Below are 19,279 nucleotides of genomic sequence, written 5' to 3' on the forward strand. Positions count from 1 at the left end.
CTTTTTCTGGAGTGAACCATGAAACCCTCTTCCCTGGCCCTCTGGCTGGCGGCAACCCTGATCTCATCGCCGCTGCTGGCGGCCGATCTGCAGTTTGTCGATGAACAACCCCTGACCACGACGCCGAAGCGCTGGCTCGAGCAGCGCCTCGGTGTGCTCCTCGCCCCCGATTACGACAGGGCCAGCCTGCTCGGCCACCATTACAGCTTTCGCCAGCTGGTGAACGGCCTGCCGGTGGCCGCCACCCAGGCCGCCGTCAGTGTCGACGAGGACGGCCGCCCCTGGCGCCTCTACCACAACCTGCGCCCCTTGCAGAGCACAGCGCCCGGCTGCGATGCCAGCGGCACCCTGGATCCCCTGCTCGCCACCCTGCGCACCGACGGCAACCAGATAGAGACGCTGGGGCCGGTCGAAGCCTGGTACTGGCGAGACGGCGATACCCTGGTGCCTGCCCTGCGCCAGCGGGTGCGCGAGCACAAGGCAGGCAATGCCAAGGCCAGCCAGGTGCAGCTGTTTGCCCGTTGCGACGGGGAGCAGGAGCTTGGCCGTCTCGGGGATCAGGCAACTACCCGCCCTCTGCATGTCGCCGACGCAGGCGATATGCAGGTTCAGGCCCGGGTGTTCGACCCCGATCCCCGCACCCGCCTGCAGGACGCCAGCCTGGTCTGGCACGACGCGCTGGTGCTGGCACAGGCCGCCTATCAGGATCCGGTTCCCCTGCCGGTGAGCCTGCAAGCCGGGCAGTATCGCCTGAGCGGCCCCCATGCCAGGGTGGTGGATGTCATGGCCCCCGAATCGGCCCCCTACAGCAGCAGTGACGTGCAGGGTTTTCGCCTGACCCGTGACGATCGCGGCTTTGCGGACATCAACGCCTACTACCATCTGGATCTCGCCCAGCGCCACCTCAAGGCGCTCGGTTTCACCGATCTCATCCCCGGGGCGCTCGACATCGACACGGACGCGGGCTATCAGGACAACTCCCTCTACGATCCGTTCGAACGCAGGCTGGAGCTGGGTCGCAGCGGCGTGCCCGATGCCGAGGATCCCATGGTCATCTGGCACGAGTTCGGCCACGGGGTGCAGCACCACATCCTGCCGGATCTCGGGGAAGAGGGTGACTGGGGAGCCATCGGCGAGGGCTTTGGCGACTACCTGGCCGCCAGTCATCGCCAGCGCAGCGAAGCCGGTCGCCAATTCGAACCCGCCATGGTGTTCAACTGGGATGCCCGCTTCACCGACCGCACCCCGCGCCAGCTCGACGATCTGCGCGCCCGCTACCATCCGGACTACCGCTACCCGGCCCACCGCACCATCAACGGCAGCAACGGGGATCAGCTCTGGGGCACCCCGCTGTTCCAGGCCCTGCTGACGGCGGTGGCCGAGCACGGTGAGGCGGCCAGGGACGAGTTTGATCGCGTCATCATCGAATCCCACTTCGGCCTGGGGCCGGCCATTCGCATGCCGCAACTGGCCCGGATCACCGTGGATACTGCCGCCCGTCTCTACCCGACGCGAGCCTATGCCCGTCTGCTGGAGCAGGCATTTCGCCAGCACGGGCTGCTGCAAGCTCCCGTCAATATTGCCCTCGCCGAGGGGAGCGCCATCCCGCTGGGGCAGCGCCAGTCGGTGCAGCTGACCCTCAGCAACCCGGGCAAAGGGGAAGTGACCCTCAATGAGCTGGCCCTCACCCTGCCAACCGGGTTGCAGGCCGATCCTGACAGCTGGCAACCAGCGACCCTGGCCGCCGGTGCCAGCATGACCACCACCCTGCGCCTGCTGGCCCAGAGCCCGCTCGCCTGCGGCGACGAGGCGAGCCTCTCGGTGAATCTCGCCATGAGCGGTACCAGCCCCACCGAGCGCCAGTGGCAGCAATCCCTGACCCTGCCCATCGGCACCCCCGTCATCAGCCGGGCCAGTGGTCGGTCGCAGCGACTGAACGATGCCCAGAGCGAGGAGGTGCGCGGCCTGAGCGAAACCAGCCTGCTGCTGGAGAAGAGCGATGCCCGTGTGAGCGACAGGCTGCAACTGAGCCTGGTTCTGCAGCACGAGGCGCTGGATGAGCTGGAGATCTGGCTCAGCTCCCCCGCCGGCACCCGGGTCCAGATCTGGGACAAGGGTTACAGCCCCCTGCCGAGCCTGAAAGGGGTCTTTCCCACCGAGTTGCAGTCCCTGCAACCCTTCAGCGCCTTCGAAGGAGAACCCCTGGCCGGTCGCTGGACCCTGGAGGTGGTGGACAGCAAACCTGGCAATCAGGGTTTCCTGAACGGGTGGAGCATCAGTCAGCGTACCGGCGCCCAGTGCGGCAACACCGTGCCCGTGCCGGATGACGGCATCATCCGCTTCGATACCTCGGACAGCAGTGGCGGGGGAGCCTTCCCCCTGCTCTGGCTGCTGCCGCTGGCCCTGTGGCGCCGTCTGCGTCGCCTCTGACTCTCCCTATATAAAGAAGAGAGGGGCCAAGGCCCCTACAAGGACACACCATGACCATGAGAATGACCCCGATCGTCTGCCTGCTGGCCCCCCTGCTCAGCGCCTGTGGCGGCGGTTCGGACGAGGCTCCCCTGACCGCGCCGGACTACCGCCTGACGGTCAGCCTGCCCGCTGCGGGCACCCTGTGCATCAACCTGAACCAGAACGACGGCTGCGAAGCCAATGAGCCCGCCGTCAGCGGCGAGGCCGGTGCCCACTCCCTGACCCGGCGCCACCCTGATCTGCTCACCACTCCTCTGCTGTTCATTCCGGCGGATCCCGCCGCCCTGCCCCTGGCCCACCCGGCGGCGCGCCAGGACAACCAGCACCTCACCCCCAGCCCCCTCAGCACCCTGCTGCAGACGCGTATCTCGGACGGGCTGCCACCGGCTCAGGCCCTGACGGACGTGTTGCTCGCCCTGGCGCCCCTTCACCCCGGCCCAGATCTGGCGGCACTGGCGCAGCTGGGCGACTTCAACCGCGCCCTCGCCGAGCTGGCCCTCGCCGCCTTCGATGACGAGGCCACCCTGCCCACCTTTGCCGCCAGCGAGCGCCGCCTGCAGATCTGGCAGGGGCTGGTCACCCTGCTGCCCGTGCTCGCCCGGCACTTTGCCGCCAGCCCCGAGCTCCTGAGCCAGCAGGCAAGACTCGCCGCCGTGCTGATGCAGCAGCAACCCCGGGCGTTGGTGACCGCCAGCGGCGTCACCACCTACACGGACGGGGTGGATTACCTGCTGACCCAGGAGCCTGCGGATCACCCGGGCCAGGAGGCGAGCCTGGGCCAGGCGCCCCTGCGCTATCGCAAGCTGGACGGCAAGGGGCAACCCCTGGCGGACAATGCCGACGAGTGGGAGTGCGTGGAGGATCTCAATACCGGCCTCGTCTGGGAGAAGAAGCTGGCGGATCCGGACAGTCCGAGGGATCTGCACCGCACCTTCGCCTGGGAGTTCGACAACTATCACCCGACCCAGGAGGAGCGGGATTACGCCTGCCCCGAAGGGGAGGCCATCTGCACCACGGAGCAGTACCGTCAGTGGCTCAATGCACAGCAACTGTGCGGCATCACCCACTGGCGCCTGCCCCACGCCCGTGAGCTGATGAGTTTGCAGCACTACGGCTCCCTCGCCCGCCAGGATGGCCAGCTCGTCACCCTGGATGTGCGCTACTTCCCCGATGTCGGCACCGGACTCAATGGCTTCGATGGCTATTACTGGAGCCAGACCCTGACCCCGTCCCGTCGGCTGGAGAGCGCGCCTCTGAGTGCCATCGCCCACATCTTCCTCGGCGAGGACGCCGGTGCCGACTATCCCACCCCAGTTCAAAACAGCAATGACGCCAACGGTCTGCAACTGCGCCTGGTGGCCGAGGTAACCCGATGAACAAGTATCTTCTGACCCTGCTGCTCACCCTGTGCAGCCCCCTGGCACTGGCCATCGCCATCTGCGACGACGCCCTGCCCCGTACCAGCCCCACCGCCCGTTTCCAGGATCACGGCAACGGCACCGTCACCGACAGGGGCACCAGTCTGACCTGGATGCGCTGCCAGCTCGGCCAGACCTGGCGCAACCAGAGCTGCGAGGGGGAGCCCACCCGCCTCTACTGGCAACAGGCACTGCAGACGGCGGAACGGATCCGCACCGAACCGAGCCATGCCCTGTATGGCTTTGGTGGTCATCACGACTGGCGCCTGCCCACCATCAAGGAGCTCGCCAGCATTCTGGAGTCCGCCTGTTACAAACCGGCATTGAACGAAACCATCTTCCCCCGCGCCATGGCCGGGGATGGCAAGGAGGTGAACGACGGCTATGTCTATCTCTGGTCTTCTACCCCGGTGCCGGCCCTTCAGGGCGTCGCTTACCTGGACATCACCAGCGGCTCCGTCGCCCAACGCGCCCCCCGCTCTTGGGCGAAACAGGTTCTGCTGGTGAGGTGACAGCCTGGCCATGGGGGCCACCCGGCCCCCTGTTTGACACGAGGCAAGAAGCGCCAGGGTGACCCTGGCCGTCAAAAAAGCATCAAATTGCGTCATGTGATGCCTGTTCAGGGCGGTTTTGCACGCCGCAGCGCTGGCATGAAACCGGCAGAGCGGTTAGTCTAGCGGCGTTGAACCAATCCCAAGAGGTACAGATGAAAACCGTGTTGCGTTTTAGCCTGCTGGGCGCCTTGTTATTGGGTGGCCATGCCTTCGCCGCCGAACCGAAAAAATTTGATATCAGCATGTTCCCCGCCGCCGAAGTGAACCAGGAACGTGTCGTGATCCGTCTGCCGGAAGTCGAGAACGAAGCCGACATGATGGTCGAGCTGCAAGTCGGCAAGAAGATGCTGGTCGACTGCAACCTGCCCCGCTTCGCGGGCAATCTGGAACAGCACAGCGTCAAGGGCTGGGGTTACAACTACCTGACTCTGGGCCAGGTCACCGGTCCCGTCAGCACCCTGATGGCCTGCCCGGACGGCCAGAAGAAGGAGAGTTTCGTCCAGATCTACGGTCAGGGCTTCTTCGTGAACTACAACTCCAAGCTGCCCTTCGTCATCTATGTGCCCCAGGAGTATGAGGTGCGCTATCGTCTGTGGCGTGCCGACAACCTGGCACAGCCAGCCATGATTGAGTGAGTGCCGCGCACTCGGGTTCAGCTCAGTCATGATGATAAAAAGGCGCCATACGGCGCCTTATTTTTAGCTTCCGAGCCCGTTTTTGAGCGGTTTTTCCTGTACAAAATCTGACATAACTCCACTATTTTTCAGGCTTTTTTGTGCAGCGCACCGCAAAATGCCCCCTCGGGATGCGACAAACCCTGTTCGATAAAAGATATTTATTAACATAGTAAGAAAATTGATTTTGCACTCTGCGACGGCCTGATGATACTTGCCCGCAAAGGTCAAACTAACCAGAACAAGAGCACTATGAGCTTCGAATCAGACAAGCGTTTCAACGACTTCAAACATTTTCCCCGTGGCCTGCGTCGCAGTGGCGAATTCACCGTGGCCGAAGCGGACAGTCTGGAAAAATATGGCACCGTGATGCTGGCGCTCTATCAGGGCAACCTGGCCCCGCGCGATGACGTAGAAAGTGCCTTTATCGAACAGGTCAAATCCGGCGCAGCCGGCAACAACCCCCACGCCAAGGTGTGGTTCAAGTATCTCAAAGTCATCGGCCCCAAGCGCGTGCACCGTCTGTGCACCGTCGCTGGCGGCGCCAATGAAGATGCGGGTGGCAGCTTTGAAGGCGGCGGTGGCGGCAGCGACGAGTCCCTCGATTAATGGATACCGAGCTGCTTCGGACCTTCATCGAGGTCAGCAAGACCCGGCACTTTGGCCGGGCGGCTGAAAATCTCTACCTGACCCAGTCGGCGGTGAGCTTCCGGATCCGCCAGCTCGAGCAGCAACTCGGGGTCAGCCTGTTTGCCCGTCATCGCAACAACATCCGCCTGACTGCCTCCGGTGAGCGTCTGCTGCCCTACGCAGACGCCATTCTGCATACTTTGGGGCGCGCCAAGCAGGACGTGGCCCTCTCCCCCGGTTTCAGCCAGCAGCTTGCCATCGGTGCCCCCGCCGTCTTCTGGGAGCTCGACTTCAACGACTGGCTGAACCATGTCTATGCCCTGGCCCCCGGTCTCGCGGTGCGCCTCGAAACGGCCTCCCGCGAGCACCTCTGTCGCCAGCTGCTGGAGCGCTCCCTCGATCTCGCCCTGCTCTCCGAGCCGACCAAGATCGACGAGATTGCCCTGCACCCCATCGGCGAGCTGGTGTTCGAACTGGTGAGCCGGGAGCCGGCCGCAAACGCCGACAGCCTGATGCAGATGCCCCACATTCATCTCGACTGGGGCACCAGCTTCGAACCGCCATCGAGCCGATTGCAGAGCCTGCAGAAGACCCCGGTGCTGCATTCGAGCTCCGCCAGCATGGCCCTGCAATTCGTGCTGGCCAACGGCGGCGCCGCCTACCTGCCAAGGCGCATGGTGAGCCCCTTCCTGGAGCAGGGGCAGCTTCATCTGGTGGAAGGGGGCCAATCCCTGAGCCGCCCGCTCTACCTCGCCTATCTGGAGAAATCCGACCGACGGGAGCTGATCGATCAGCTGCTCACCCTGCCTCTGGGCTGGCATGACGCCGACTTGCGTCAACCGCCTGCCGAATGAAACAGGGCGATTTCACGCCCAGACCAGTGTTTTCATCTACCGTAGTTATCGGTGCAGCACAAACAACATGAAAAAGGGGCCATCAGGCCCCTTTTATATGGATGTCTTTGTGCATCAGCCGTGATGGCGACGGTCGTTGGCCTGGGCCAGCAGGGTGCGGCTCTCGCGCAGGAACTCCTCCGCCCGCTCGCCGAAGAAGCCGGAGACCTGGCTGAAGGCCTCGATGAAGCCCTCCCTGTCGCCCCGCTCCAGCAGGCCCAGCACCTCGCCGAAGTTCTGGTAGTAGCGGCGGATCATCGCGAGGTTCTGGGGCGACGACAATATGATGTCGGCGTAGAGATGGGGATCCTGGGCAAACAGCCGTCCCACCATGGCCAGCTCCAGCCGGTAGATGGGAGAGCTTAAGGCAAGCAGGCGGTCGAGGTTGGCCTGCTCCCGGGAGAGGTGCCAGCCGTAGGCGAAGGTGGCAAAGTGGCGCAGCGCCTGAATGAAGGTCATCGCCTCGTCGTGGGCCCTGGCCTCCACCTGCTGCAAACGCGCCCCCCAGATGGTCATCTGTTCCAGCAGCCACTGGCTGGCGGCGGGATCGCGTCCCTGACAGCAGACGATCACCTGCTTGGCGAGGCTCGCCACGTCCGGCCCGAACATAGGGTGCAGCCCCAGCACAGGCCCCTGGTGTACCGCCAGCATATGGGCAAGCGGTTCACTCTTGACGCTGGTCACGTCCACCAGCAGGCAGTTCTCAGGCAGGTTGCCGAGCCGGTCGATCACCTGGCAGGTGACGTCGATGGGCACCGCCACCATCACCAGCCCGGCGCCGTGCAGGATCTCGTCGGCGCGCGGCCAATCGGCCTGACCCAGGGTTTCGACCCGGTAGCCCGAGAGGCTGAACAGGTTGCCGAACAGGCGGCCAAGCTGCCCCTGGCCACCGATGATCACCACCTTGCCGAGCTCAGGCATCATGCACTTGAAGTGGTGCTCCTTGTCGCTGGCGGACTCCAGAATATAGGATTCGCGCATCACCCGGCGCAGCACATCCTCGATAAGGTCCCCCGGCACCCCCAGTGCCTCGGCCTCGGCGCGGCGGCGGGCCAGCATGCTCGCCTCCCGATCCGGTGCATAGATGGGCAGGCCGTGCCGGCTCTTCACTTCCCCCACTTCCCCCACCAGGGCGAGACGGGCAGCCAGCAGATCAATCAGCTGCTTGTCCACCGCATCTATCTTGTCCCTGAGGGCATTCAACTCTTCCGCCATGTCCAGTCCCTGCTGGCGCCGCCCGCAGCGACGCCCTGTCATTCAAGAGGCAACAAGGTATCACTGCGTGGGCAGTGATACCTCGATGGTTCAATCAGTTACAACAAGATACCACGGCTTATGCCGATGTTCTGGCCAAAAGTGGTGCCGCCAGCTGGCTGTGGCAGCGGGCCAGCAGCGCATCCGTGGTCTCCCAGTCGATGCAGGCATCGGTGATGGAGACGCCGTAGCGCATCTCGCACTTGGGCTGCTCGCTGGACTGGTTGCCTTCGAACAGGTTGGATTCGAGCATCACCCCGATGATGGAACGGTTGCCCTCCTGGATCTGGTGGATCACGTTGTCAGCCACCTTGGGCTGCAGCCGGTGATCCTTGCTGGAGTTGCCATGGCTGCAATCCACCACCAGACCGGGCAGCAGACCCGCCTTCTCCAGCGCCTCTTCCGCCAGCGACACATTGACGGAATCGTAATTCGGGTGCTTGCCGCCGCGCAGGATCACGTGGCCGTCCGGGTTGCCCTGGGTCTGCAGCAGCGCGACCTGACCCTGCTGGTTGATCCCCATGAAGGCGTGGGGGCTGGAAGCGGCCTGCAGCGCATTGATGGCGGTGCCGAGGTTGCCGTCGGTGCCGTTCTTGAAGCCAACCGGCATGGAGAGGCCGGAGGCCATCTCCCTGTGGGTCTGGGATTCGGTGGTGCGGGCACCGATGGCAGACCAGGAGAAGAGCTCCGCCAGGTATTGCGGGCTGATGGGGTCGAGCGCCTCGGTCGCCAGCGGCAACTCCAGCTCGGCCAGCCAGCAGAGCAGCTCGCGGGCGCGGTGCAGACCCAGTTCCACGTCAAAGGTGCCGTCCAGGTTCGGATCGTTGATAAAGCCCTTCCAGCCGACCGTGGTGCGCGGCTTCTCAAAGTAGACCCGCATGACAATGTAGAGAGAGTCCTGATAGGCGTCATGAAGCGCTTTGAGTCTGGTTGCGTACTCTTTGGCAGCGTCCATGTCGTGGATGGAGCAGGGACCACAGATCACCAGCAAGCGGTGATCGCGACGGTGGATGATGTCGGCGATGGTATTGCGGGCCCCTTGCACGAATGCCAGTGCGCGATCGGAGATGGGCAGTTTCTCCTTGAGCTGGGCAGGCGTGATCATCACTTGTTCGGACTGGATATGGATGTTGTTCAGGGGATCTCTTTGCATCTTCTCATTCTCTCTACTGTTTCAAGCCAAGGGCGCTGACCGTATATTTTTGTTTACACAAGTCAGCGCTTTGTTACGCAACCGCCCCCACCTTACCAAGGAAAAACAAACAATCAAGTGAAACCAGCGTCTTTGCACGCTGACAGATGGATAAATGACCAAGAATGCAGAGTGAAACAACTCAAAAGTAGCGACTCGCGAGGCCAAATCAGCCCCGAATCGTAAACATTAGATTACACCCATCCATTTCAATATCATCTCTCTGCCCCCCTCTCATGGCCCCTCATCCCGGCGATGACGCCGGGCACAAAAAAGCGGGGCACCTGGCCCCGCTTGCATTCCCGTGTTGCTCTTCTTTTATTATTTGCCGTGGGCCTTGATAGCCTCGACCGCCTTGTCGGGGAAGTCGCTGAATACCCCATCCACATCGGCCTGGTAGAGGAAGATGTTGAGCAGGTCGGTGAAGTCTTTCGCATAGGCCGGGATCTGCCCCTCATCCTGACGGAAGGTATAAGGATGCACCTTGAGACCGGCCGCGTGGGCCTCTTTCACCATGCCGGTGAAGACCGGCTTGCCGGGAGTGCCCGGCTCGGTCACCACCATGGGTTTCCAGGGACCTATCCCCTCGGCATAGGTGGCGATGGTCTTCATGGCCCCCGGCTTGAACATCCAGTCGTAGTCATAGGGGGTTGCCTTGCCCTTGGCATCGTAGACCATGGTCTCGTTCCAGTCGGTCTCGGCCATCAGCTGCACCAACTTCAAGTCCATACCCATGGCGGGCATCAGCTCGCTGTTGATGCGCTTGAGCTCGTTGGCATCGAAACACTGCAGATAGACCTTGTCGCTCTTGCTGGTGTAGCCGTACTCCTTCAGTACCTTGAGCACCGCCCTGGAGATGTCCTTGCCTTCGTGGCGGAACAGCCAGGGAGCCTTGATCTCCGGGTAGATGCCGATGTGCTTGCCGGTGCTCTTGTTGAGCCCCTGGATCATCTCGATCTCTTCCTGGAAGGTGTGGATCCTGAAGCTGGACTTCCACAACGGGAAGCGCGCCGGATAGACCGGCACCTGCTTGCCGTCCACCAGCTGGAACGGCTCGGTCATGCGCAGGGAGCGCACCTCGTCCAGGGTGAAATCCACCACATAGTAGCGACCGTCCGGGCGGGCCCGGCCGGGGAAGCGCTCGGCCACGTCCGTGATGCCATCGAGGAAGTGATCGTGCATCACCACCAGCTGGTCATCCTTGGTCATCACCAGGTCCTGCTCCAGATAGTCGGCGCCCATGCCATAGGCCAGGGCCTTGGATTCCAGGGTGTGTTCCGGCAGGTAACCGGAGGCACCACGGTGGGCGATCACGATTTTGCCTTCGTCGGCCGCCAGTGCAGGCAGCGCCAGGGCAGCCCCGAGGCCAAGGGCTATCAGGGTACGGTGAGGTTGCTTCATCAAGAGATCTCGTTGTTATGGTGTGTAGGATGCAGGTAATTGTTATAGCAGGGGTTTATTGCAGTTTGACGGCGGACGGCAAAGGCCGCCCGCCATGGGTCATCAGCTGGCCTTGGGCAGGGCGTGGTGGTGCTCGAGCAGCCAGGCACCGAGCTGCTGCTGTTCGGATTCCGACAGGCGCAGCCCCAGCTTGCTGCGGCGCCACAGGATGTCTTCCAGGGAGTGAGCCCATTCGCGCGCGATGAGATAGCGCACTTCGGATTCATACAGCCCGGCACCAAAGTGCTGGCCGCGCTCCTCCTTCAGCCAGAGGCGGGCATGAGCGCCATAGGCTTCGGCGATGCGCAGGGCGCTGCGATCGTCAAGCCAGTCGAATTCCAGCGCAAAGGCTCGCGCCAGTTCACGCACCGAGCAGTCGAACTCGCCACCGGGCAGCCGGCAGGAGGCGGTCCAGTCCTCTCCCATCTGGCTGAACCAGGGCTTGAGCTTGTTGCAGGCGGCCTGGGCCAGCTTGCGGTAGGTGGTGAGCTTGCCGCCAAACACCGACAACAGCGGCGCGCCGTCGGATTCACCACTGAGCTCGAGCGTGTAGTCCCGGGTCACCGCCTGGGGTGAATCGGACTCGTCGTCACACAGGGGGCGCACACCGGCATAGGTCCACACCACGTCTGCCGGGCTTATCTGCCTGGTGAAGTGGGCATTGACCACCTTGCACAGATAGTTGATCTCGGCATCGCTGATCTTGGCCTCCCGCGGGCTGCCCTTGTGCTCCACGTCCGTGGTGCCGATGAGGGAATAGTCCTGCTGGTAGGGGATGACGAAGACGATGCGGTTGTCCTCGTTTTGCAGGATGTAGGCCTCTTCGCGCTCATGGATGCGCGGCACTATCATGTGGCTCCCCTTGATGAGGCGAATGCCGCGGGGGGATTTCTCGCTCAGGCTCTCGTCATAGAAGGTCTTGACCCAGGGGCCCGCCGCATTGACCAGACCACGGCAGCTGACGGTGAACTGCTCGCCCCCTTCCCGCTCCAGCGTCAGGGTCCAGTGCTTGGATCCGCGCACCGCCTTGACGCAGCGGGTACGGGTCTGCACATCGGCGCCCTTGTCCCGCGCCAGCATGGCATTGAGCACCACCAGCCGGGCGTCGTCGACCCAGGCGTCCGAGTATTCAAAGCCCTTGTTGATGCCGCTCTTGAGACCGTCCTGTGGCAGGAAGCGCAGACCGCAACTCCCCTTGAGCTTGTCCCGCTTGGCCAGGTTGTCATAAAGGAAGAGACCGGCTCGGATCATCCAGGCCGGACGCAGGTGCGGGCGATGGGGCAGACGAAAACGCATGGGACGGGCGATGTGGGGAGCCATGCCGAGCAGGACCTCCCGCTCCGCCAGCGCCTCTTTCACCAGCCGGAATTCGTAATGTTCGAGGTAGCGCAGGCCGCCGTGGATCAGCTTGCTGGAGTTGGACGAGGTGGCAGAGGCGAGATCGCTCGCCTCGAACAGCGCCACCTTCAGCCCCCGCCCCGCCGCATCTGCCGCGATGCCGACCCCGTTGATGCCGCCGCCGACGACGACCAGATCATAATGTTCGCTCATGTTCACCTACTTTCTTATTTTGTGTTTGCCATGACAGCAATGTTTGATTTCGCTCATATTAGAACATGAAAAACCAATAAACGAACATTTCGTGAGAGAAATGTGATCGCGATTGTTTTCACAATGCTAAAAATGCTGCCAGTCGGTGACGGCCTGGCAAGGCTAAGGTCTGCCGGAAACAACCATTTCGGGCAGGGAGGAGAGCAAAGAGTCACGGATGGGGAGGCCATGAGGCAAGGCGGTGAGCGCGATGGCGTGAATCCCTCGCAGGCGCCTAGCGTCGGTGCAAACCTGGCGCCCGAGTGCGGGGGCAACATCAGGGGATCAAAGAAAGAGTATCAGCGCTAGGAACTGGCCTCTTAGGCGCCGCAAGGGAGATGCCGCAGGCCTGGAGGGGGCAGGAAAAAAAGCGGCCGCCCCGAGGCGGCCTGATGCCTGTGCGGGGAAGCTCAGCAGATATGGCAGGCGATCTGATGCTGGGACATCAGTCGCATCAGCTTCTCCGGCGGCTCCTGATCCGTGAACAGGGCGTGGATCTGGTTGAGGTTGCCGAGGTTGACCATGGCGTTGCGGCCAAACTTGGTGTGGTCGGCGGCCAGGAACACCTGGCGGGAGTGGGCGATGATGGCCTGGGCGATCTTCACCTCGTGATAGTCGAAATCGAGCAGGGAGCCGTCGCTGTCGATGCCCGAGATGCCGATGACGCCGTAGTCCATGCGAAACTGGCCGATGAAGTCGCGGGTCGCCTCCCCGACGATGCCGCCATCCCGGTTGCGAATTTCGCCGCCGGCGATGATGACGGTGAAGTCATCCTTGGCGGTCAGGATGCTGGCGACGTTCAGGTTGTTGGTGACCACACGCAGCTCCCGGTGGTCGAGCAGGGCCCGGGCGATGGCCTCGGTGGTGGTGCCGATGTCGATAAAGAGCGACGAGCCGTCGGGGATGTTGGCGGCCACTTCCCGGGCGATGCGCTCCTTCTCCTTGAGCTGCATCACCTTGCGGGCACTGTAGGCGGTGTTGACGGTGCTCGAATGCAGTGAGGCCCCGCCGTGATGGCGCCGGATCTTGTTCTGTTCGGCGAGATCGTTGAGATCCCGGCGAATGGTCTGGGGGCTGACGTCAAAATGGGTCACCAGATCGTCGGTCGAGACGAAACCCTGCCGGGTCAGGACGTCCAGGATCTCCAGATGTCGTTGGGTTTGCTTCACGCTTGCACTCCGCAGATGAGACGAAAAAAGGCCCCGGCAGGTGCGGGGCCTTTGGCAGTGTACCTGATCCCTTTTCCAATCGATAAGGGCAGGATCACGTTTTATGCCTTATGGGCAGCCGCCTTGGCGGCAATCGACTCGTTCTCGTGCTTGAGGGTCATGGCCAGCAGGATGATGGAGAGCACGCAGGAGACGGTGAGCACCATGAAGCCGCCGTCCCAGCCGAAGTGGTCAACGGTGTAGCCCAGCATGGCGTTGGCCGCGACCGCGCCACCCAGATAACCGAACAGGCCGGTGAAGCCCGCCGCGGTACCGGCCGCCTTCTTGGGCGCCAGCTCCAGGGCGTAGAGGCCGATCAGCATGACGGGGCCATAGATGAGGAAGCCGATGGCGACCAGGGCCATCATGTCGATGGTCGGGTTGCCCGCCGGGTTGAACCAGTAGACCAGCACGGAGAGGGTCACCAGCACCATGAACAGGATGCCTGCCGGGGCACGGCGGCCGTTGAACATCTTGTCGGAGATCCAGCCGCACAGCAGGGTGCCCGGGATCCCCGCCCACTCATAGAGGAAGTAGGCCCAGGAGGAGTGATCCACGCTGAAGTCCTTGGCCTCTTTCAGATAGGTGGGCGCCCAGTCCAGCACGCCGTAACGGATGAGGTAGACGAAGGCGTTGGCGATGGCGATGTACCAGAGCAGCTTGTTGTGCAGCACGTACTTCATGAAGATCTCCTTGGCGGAGAACTCCTGCTCGTGGCTTTCGTTGTAATCCTTCGGGTAGTCGTTCTTGTACTCCTCGATGGGGGGCAGACCGACCGATTGCGGGGTATCGCGCATCACGAAGAAGGCGATCACCGCGATGGCCGCCGCCGCCGCCGCAGGCACATAGAAGGCGCTGCGCCAGTCGTTGAACCAGCCCATGCCGAGGATGAACAGGGGGCCTATCATGCCGCCGCCCACGTTGTGGGCCACGTTCCAGACCGAGACGATCTCACCCCGCTCCTTCTGCGACCACCAGTGCACCATGGTGCGACCGCAGGGGGGCCAGCCCATGCCCTGTGCCCAGCCGTTCAGGAACAGGAGCACGAACATGATGCCAATGCTGGAGGTAGCCCAGTGCATGGTCCCCATCATGAACATGATGCCTGCCGAGAGCAGCAGACCGGCGGAGAGGAAGTAGCGCGCGTTGGATCTGTCCGACACGTTCCCCATCAGGAATTTGGAGAGACCGTAGGCGATGGAGACGCCGGAGAGGGCCAGACCCAGATCCCCGCGGGAGAAGCCCTGCTCGATGAGGTAGGGCATCGCCAGACTGAAGTTTTTCCGTACCAGGTAGTAACCCGCATACCCGAAGAAGATCCCGAAGAACACCTGCCAACGCATGCGTTTGTAGAAGGGATCCACCTTGTCGGCCGGCAGCCGGTCGATATGGGGTGCAGGCCTGAAGAGACTAAGCATGTTCTGCTTCCTTTTATTGTTGTTCTGGGCGGTTGAGGACGCCCCGCTCATGCCGGCGATCAGACGCGTCTTGATTCGCAAGCGAGCCTATTGTGCTCATTTGTGAACATTTAATCTGTGATGAGCGCTAAATTATTGCAGTTTTATTACAAAAATTGTGACGCAGTGAGTGAACGCGCATCCAGGGTCAGCCCACGCATGGCGTGGCTTTTGGCTACTCACTAAGGAGTAATATGGCCGACAACTGTTGCTTTTCGTCACATTTTCTTAGCAATGAATGGGATCTTGCCCACATTTCCGGTGGCGGGGGTATGGTGAATTGACGCAGAAGGTTTATTTTCTCTCTCGTCCAAGAACGAGCGCAAACGAGCATAACGTTTGCGCAAGCTCAAAAAACAAGAAGAAACGTTTTCGGGCGCAATGAATGGGAATGAAAGATAACAAAACGGAACATCAAACCTACTGTGGGTGGATATAAGGAATAACAACTATGAGCATACAAAGACCCAATACCCTGCTTGGCGAGTGCCTCGCCGAGTTTATCGGCACCGGCCTGCTGATCTTCTTCGGCGTCGGCTGCGTGGCTGCCCTGGTGCTGGCTGGCGCCAACTTCGGGCAATGGGAAATCTCCATTACCTGGGGCCTGGGTGTCGCCATCGCCATCTATGTCACCGGTGGCATCTCCGGTGCCCACCTCAACCCTGCCGTGACCCTGGCGCTGATGACCTTCTGCGGCTTTGACAAGCGCAAGGTGGTGCCCTTCATCATCGCCCAGATAGCCGGGGCATTCGCCTCCGCCGCCCTGGTCTACGCCCTCTACAGCAACCTGTTCACCCAGTGGGAGCTGACCCACAACGTGGTGCGCGGCAGCGTCGAGAGCCTCGGCACCGCAGGCATCTTCTCCACCTACCCCAATGCCCTGCTCTCCAACATGCAGGCTTTCGCGGTCGAGATGGTGATCACCGCCGTCCTGATGCTGGGCATCATGGCACTGGGTGACAACAACAACGGCGCCCCCAAAGGCTTCGCCGCCGCCCTGCTCATCGGCATCCTGATCGCGGTGATCGGCGCCTCCCTCGGCCCCTTGACCGGCTTTGCCATGAACCCGGCCCGTGATTTTGGCCCCAAACTGTTCGCCTTCGTGGCTGGCTGGGGTGACGTGGCCCTGACCGGTGGTCGTGACAACCCCTACTTCTGGGTCCCCATCCTTGGCCCCATCGTCGGCGCCCAGATCGGTACCGCCCTGTATGTGAAAGTGCTGGCTCCCTGCGTCCCGGGCAACCGCTTCGCCACCGAAGAAGCCGCCAAGCTGTCTAACAAAGAAGAGGCCGCCGCCTGAGAGCGGCCCTCCCCAACGTGTAACAACGTGGAAAATAAAAACGTGGAGAACATCATGTCTGCTGAAAAGAAATTTGTCGTTGCGCTGGACCAGGGCACCACCTCCTCCCGTGCCATTGTCTTCGATCAGGACGCCAACATCGTCGCGACCTCCCAGCGCGAATTCACCCAGCACTACCCGAAAGCGGGCTGGGTCGAGCACGACCCCATGGAGATCTGGGCGACCCAGTCCTCCGTCTTCACCGAAGTGCTGGCCAAGAGCGGCCTGCACAGCGAGCAGATCGCCGCCATCGGCATCACCAACCAGCGTGAAACCACCGTCGTCTGGGAAAAGGCCACTGGCAAGCCCATCTACAACGCCATCGTCTGGCAGTGCCGCCGCACCGCGGCCATCTGCGAAGAGCTCAAGGCCCGGGGCCTGGAAGAGTACGTTCGCGAAAACACCGGCCTGGTGCTGGATGCCTACTTCTCCGGTACCAAGGTGAAGTGGATCCTGGACAACGTGGAAGGGGCCCGCGAGAAGGCAATGAACGGCGAGCTGCTGTTCGGCACCATCGACACCTGGCTGGTGTGGAAGATGACCAACGGCGAGGTGCACGTCACCGACCCGACCAACGCCTCGCGCACCATGCTCTACAACATCCGCGACCTGAAGTGGGATGAGCGCATGCTGGACGAGCTGGGCATCCCCGCCTCCATGCTGCCGCAAGTCAAACCCTCCTCCGAGGTCTATGGCTACACCACCCGTGGCGGCGGCGCCCGCATCCCCATCGCCGGTATCGCCGGTGACCAGCAGTCCGCCCTGTTCGGCCAGCTCTGCTTCGAAAAAGGGATGGCCAAGAACACCTACGGTACCGGCTGCTTCATGCTGATGAACACCGGCACCGAGCCGGTTCGCTCCAGCAACGGCCTGCTGACCACGGTCGCCATCGGCCCGAAAGGGGAAGTGAACTACGCACTGGAAGGGGCGGTCTTCATGGGCGGTGCCACCATCCAGTGGCTGCGCGATGAGCTCAAGATCATCCACGATGCCCGCGATACCGACTACTTCGCGAGCAAGGTAGGCGACACCAACGGCGTCTACCTGGTGCCGGCCTTCGTGGGCCTGGGCGCCCCCTACTGGGATCCGTATGCTCGCGGCACCATGGTCGGCCTGACCCGTGGCGCCAACCGCAACCACATCATCCGTGCGGCGCTCGAATCCATCGCCTACCAGAGCCGCGACGTGCTGGATGCCATGCAGCAGGACTCCGGCATCAAGCTGGCAGCCCTGAAGGTGGATGGCGGCGCCGTGGCCAACGACTTCCTGATGCAGTTCCAGGCTGACATGATGCACACCCCTGTGGTGCGTCCGACCCGCATCGAGACCACCGCCATGGGCGCCGCCTTCCTGGCCGGCCTCGCCGTGGGCTTCTGGAAGAGCTCTGAAGAGCTGGAAGACAAGTTCAGCGTGGACCGCGAGTTCATTCCGCAGATGGACCGCGACGATCGCGCCAAGCGCTACAGCGGCTGGAAGAAGGCGGTGGAACGCTCACGCCGCTGGGCCGAAGAGGAGTGATGGGGTAACCGACGCATCCTTGAGATGAAAAAAGCAAAGAGGCCGACAGCGATGTCGGCCTCTTTTATTGGCGCTCGCAAGCCCCTCGACCCCCTCCCTTTGAGGAGTGGGAGAAAATAACCCCTCCCCCTCGTGGAGGGGGAGGCCGGGAAGGGGTTGGAACTGTCGACATGCCCTTTACAACGCCTCAGCACCGAGCTGCTCTTTCAGGAAATCGAGCCAGACCCGCAGCCGGATGTCCCGCTGGGCATCGGAGTAGAAGACCGCATGGATGGGGCGCGAGGCGCCGCTGTTGCTGCGGGCCAGCACCTCCACCAGCGCCCCGCTCGCCCTGTCATCCCCCGTCATGAAGTCCGACAGGCAGACGATCCCCTGCCCCGCCAGCGCCAGCTGACGCAAGGTTTCCCCGCTGCTGGCCCGCAGGGTCGGGGTGATGGCGAACCTGTCCCCCTGCTCCTCGCTCAATAGGGGCCAATGATTGAGGTGATCGGGGTGCAAAAAACCGAGCAGCTCGTGGCCAGCCAGCAGGTCAGCTGGCTGGCGCGGGGTACCGCGTGCCTTCAGATAGTCGGGGGAGGCCAGCAGCCGCAGCCGCGAGCGGCCAAGGGGCAGGGCCCGCAGGGAGGAGTCCGTCAGCTCGCCGATGCGAATGGCCATGTCCACCCGCCGCTCCATCAGGTTGATGAAGCCTTCGGAGCTGTGCAGTTGCAGCTCGATGGCGGGGTAGCGGCGGCGAAACTCGCCGATGATGGGCACCAATCTATGCAGGATGAAGGGGGTGGCGGCGTCCACCCGCAATATGCCCTCCGGCTGCTCCCGGCGCATCAGCAGCAACCCTTCCGCCTCGCTCATCTCGGTCAGGATCTTCACCGCCCGCTGATAGAACCAGCTCCCCTCCTCGGTCAGGCTGACCCGCCTCGTGGTGCGGTTGAGGAGCACGGTGGCGAGCTTCTCTTCGAGGCGCTTGATGCCGCGGCTCACCACGGAATTATCCATGCCGAGATTCTCCGCCGCCTGGCGAAAGCTGCCCGCCTCCACCACCGCCACAAACAGGGTCAATTCATCGGAATGGGTCTTCATTGTTGTTATCCTGGCAAGAGTCATGGGGCTTTATAGGCGCAGTGGCCGGGAGTTGGCAAGACAGGCGTCGCTTCGTATCGTGACGCACCACCTGTTTTATCTGCGCCATTGCCAGTACAATGCCGCCAACCGGCACCGTATGGCGCCACACTATGACAGGGACGATCCATGACATTCGACAACAGGCTGGCCGCCGCCCATCGGGAGCTGGCCGAGAAGGGCGTGCAAACGCTCAACTACAACCCGCCGATCATCTGGCTGCTGCGAAAGGCGGGGTTCACCATCAGGCCGCCCCACTACGAACGCTTTCTGATCAACGTTCTTGCCCTGGGACTCCCCATCGGCGCTATCTGGGGGGTGTTGATGTGGTGCCTCGGCTGGCAGGATGAGGTGAGCCCGGGGTTTGCCCTGCGCCAGAGCCTGCTGTTTGGCATCGGGCTCGGTCTGCTGATGGGGACCTGGTTCTGGTTTCGGCGCAAGCAGCTCAAGCTGACCCCCTGGAACGCCTTGCCCCACTCCACGAGCCCCACGCAAAAGCGCTGGCAACCGAAATAACCACC

16 protein-coding genes are annotated in these 19,279 nt (G+C 62.6%); 9 read left to right on the top strand and 7 right to left on the bottom strand.

Translation table 11 applies throughout. The features are described 5' to 3' along the window. Positions 1-18: 18 nt before the first annotated feature. The 6 genes from C2U30_RS05750 to hdfR all read left to right on the top strand — a co-directional run bounded on the left by C2U30_RS05750 (position 19) and on the right by hdfR (position 6,602). Positions 19-2,430, top strand: coding sequence for a proprotein convertase P-domain-containing protein (locus C2U30_RS05750; RefSeq protein WP_103243386.1), 2,412 nt, complete (start codon positions 19-21; stop codon positions 2,428-2,430). Positions 2,431-2,480: 50 nt separating this feature from the next. Next, positions 2,481-3,848 carry an Lcl C-terminal domain-containing protein gene (locus C2U30_RS05755; RefSeq protein ID WP_103243387.1) on the top strand — a complete coding sequence of 456 codons (1,368 nt, stop codon included), beginning with the start codon at positions 2,481-2,483 and terminating at the stop codon, positions 3,846-3,848. Next, positions 3,845-4,402, top strand: a complete 558-nt coding sequence (locus C2U30_RS05760; protein WP_041212780.1) for an Lcl C-terminal domain-containing protein — start codon at positions 3,845-3,847, stop codon at positions 4,400-4,402. Before C2U30_RS05755 ends, C2U30_RS05760 begins: the two co-directional genes overlap by 4 nt. A gap of 194 nt (positions 4,403-4,596) precedes the next feature. Beyond that, positions 4,597-5,079 (top strand): serine protease inhibitor ecotin, encoded by a 483-nt coding sequence (eco, locus tag C2U30_RS05765; RefSeq protein WP_010674240.1) that lies wholly within the window; start codon positions 4,597-4,599, stop codon positions 5,077-5,079. A gap of 291 nt (positions 5,080-5,370) precedes the next feature. Beyond that, a complete protein-coding gene (locus C2U30_RS05770) occupies positions 5,371-5,727 on the top strand; it encodes a DUF413 domain-containing protein (RefSeq protein WP_010674239.1) in 357 nt (118 codons plus the stop codon). Continuing rightward, positions 5,727-6,602, top strand: coding sequence for an HTH-type transcriptional regulator HdfR (gene hdfR, locus C2U30_RS05775; RefSeq protein ID WP_039038620.1), 876 nt, complete (start codon positions 5,727-5,729; stop codon positions 6,600-6,602). Before C2U30_RS05770 ends, hdfR begins: the two co-directional genes overlap by 1 nt. Before the next feature lie 114 nt (positions 6,603-6,716). On the opposite strand, the gene tyrA is transcribed toward hdfR, so the two are convergent. The 6 genes from tyrA to glpT all read right to left on the bottom strand — a co-directional run bounded on the left by tyrA (position 6,717) and on the right by glpT (position 14,743). Further along, positions 6,717-7,856, bottom strand: a complete 1,140-nt coding sequence (tyrA, locus tag C2U30_RS05780; protein ID WP_043155285.1) for a bifunctional chorismate mutase/prephenate dehydrogenase — start codon at positions 7,854-7,856, stop codon at positions 6,717-6,719. 118 nt (positions 7,857-7,974) lie between these two features. Next, positions 7,975-9,048: a 3-deoxy-7-phosphoheptulonate synthase gene (locus tag C2U30_RS05785; protein WP_010674236.1), complete on the bottom strand. Its 1,074-nt coding sequence runs from the start codon at positions 9,046-9,048 to the stop codon at positions 7,975-7,977. A 360-nt stretch (positions 9,049-9,408) separates the two neighbouring features. Continuing rightward, positions 9,409-10,488: a glycerophosphodiester phosphodiesterase gene (gene glpQ / locus C2U30_RS05790; RefSeq protein ID WP_103243388.1), complete on the bottom strand. Its 1,080-nt coding sequence runs from the start codon at positions 10,486-10,488 to the stop codon at positions 9,409-9,411. A 102-nt stretch (positions 10,489-10,590) separates the two neighbouring features. Continuing rightward, positions 10,591-12,078, bottom strand: a complete 1,488-nt coding sequence (glpD, locus tag C2U30_RS05795; protein ID WP_103243389.1) for a glycerol-3-phosphate dehydrogenase — start codon at positions 12,076-12,078, stop codon at positions 10,591-10,593. 449 nt (positions 12,079-12,527) lie between these two features. Next, entirely contained in the window at positions 12,528-13,286 is a 759-nt protein-coding gene (locus C2U30_RS05805) for a DeoR/GlpR family transcriptional regulator (protein ID WP_010674233.1), read from the bottom strand. A 101-nt stretch (positions 13,287-13,387) separates the two neighbouring features. Then, positions 13,388-14,743 (bottom strand): glycerol-3-phosphate transporter, encoded by a 1,356-nt coding sequence (gene glpT, locus C2U30_RS05810; protein ID WP_010674232.1) that lies wholly within the window; start codon positions 14,741-14,743, stop codon positions 13,388-13,390. Positions 14,744-15,233: 490 nt separating this feature from the next. On the opposite strand from glpT, the gene C2U30_RS05815 reads away from it, so the two are divergent. Both C2U30_RS05815 and glpK read left to right on the top strand, forming a co-directional pair. Beyond that, positions 15,234-16,082 carry an MIP/aquaporin family protein gene (locus C2U30_RS05815; RefSeq protein ID WP_103243391.1) on the top strand — a complete coding sequence of 283 codons (849 nt, stop codon included), beginning with the start codon at positions 15,234-15,236 and terminating at the stop codon, positions 16,080-16,082. 54 nt (positions 16,083-16,136) lie between these two features. Further along, positions 16,137-17,639 (top strand): glycerol kinase GlpK, encoded by a 1,503-nt coding sequence (gene glpK, locus C2U30_RS05820; RefSeq protein ID WP_010674229.1) that lies wholly within the window; start codon positions 16,137-16,139, stop codon positions 17,637-17,639. A 177-nt stretch (positions 17,640-17,816) separates the two neighbouring features. Here glpK and C2U30_RS05825 read toward each other — a convergent pair whose 3' ends face one another. Continuing rightward, a complete protein-coding gene (locus C2U30_RS05825; protein ID WP_041212776.1) occupies positions 17,817-18,719 on the bottom strand; it encodes a LysR family transcriptional regulator in 903 nt (300 codons plus the stop codon). Positions 18,720-18,887: 168 nt separating this feature from the next. On the opposite strand from C2U30_RS05825, the gene C2U30_RS05830 reads away from it, so the two are divergent. Then, positions 18,888-19,274 carry a DUF6404 family protein gene (locus tag C2U30_RS05830; RefSeq protein ID WP_103243392.1) on the top strand — a complete coding sequence of 129 codons (387 nt, stop codon included), beginning with the start codon at positions 18,888-18,890 and terminating at the stop codon, positions 19,272-19,274. Positions 19,275-19,279: the final 5 nt, after the last annotated feature.

Origin of the sequence: Aeromonas sp. ASNIH5, from assembly GCF_002902865.1 — a bacterium.
Lineage (GTDB): Bacteria > Pseudomonadota > Gammaproteobacteria > Enterobacterales > Aeromonadaceae > Aeromonas > Aeromonas caviae.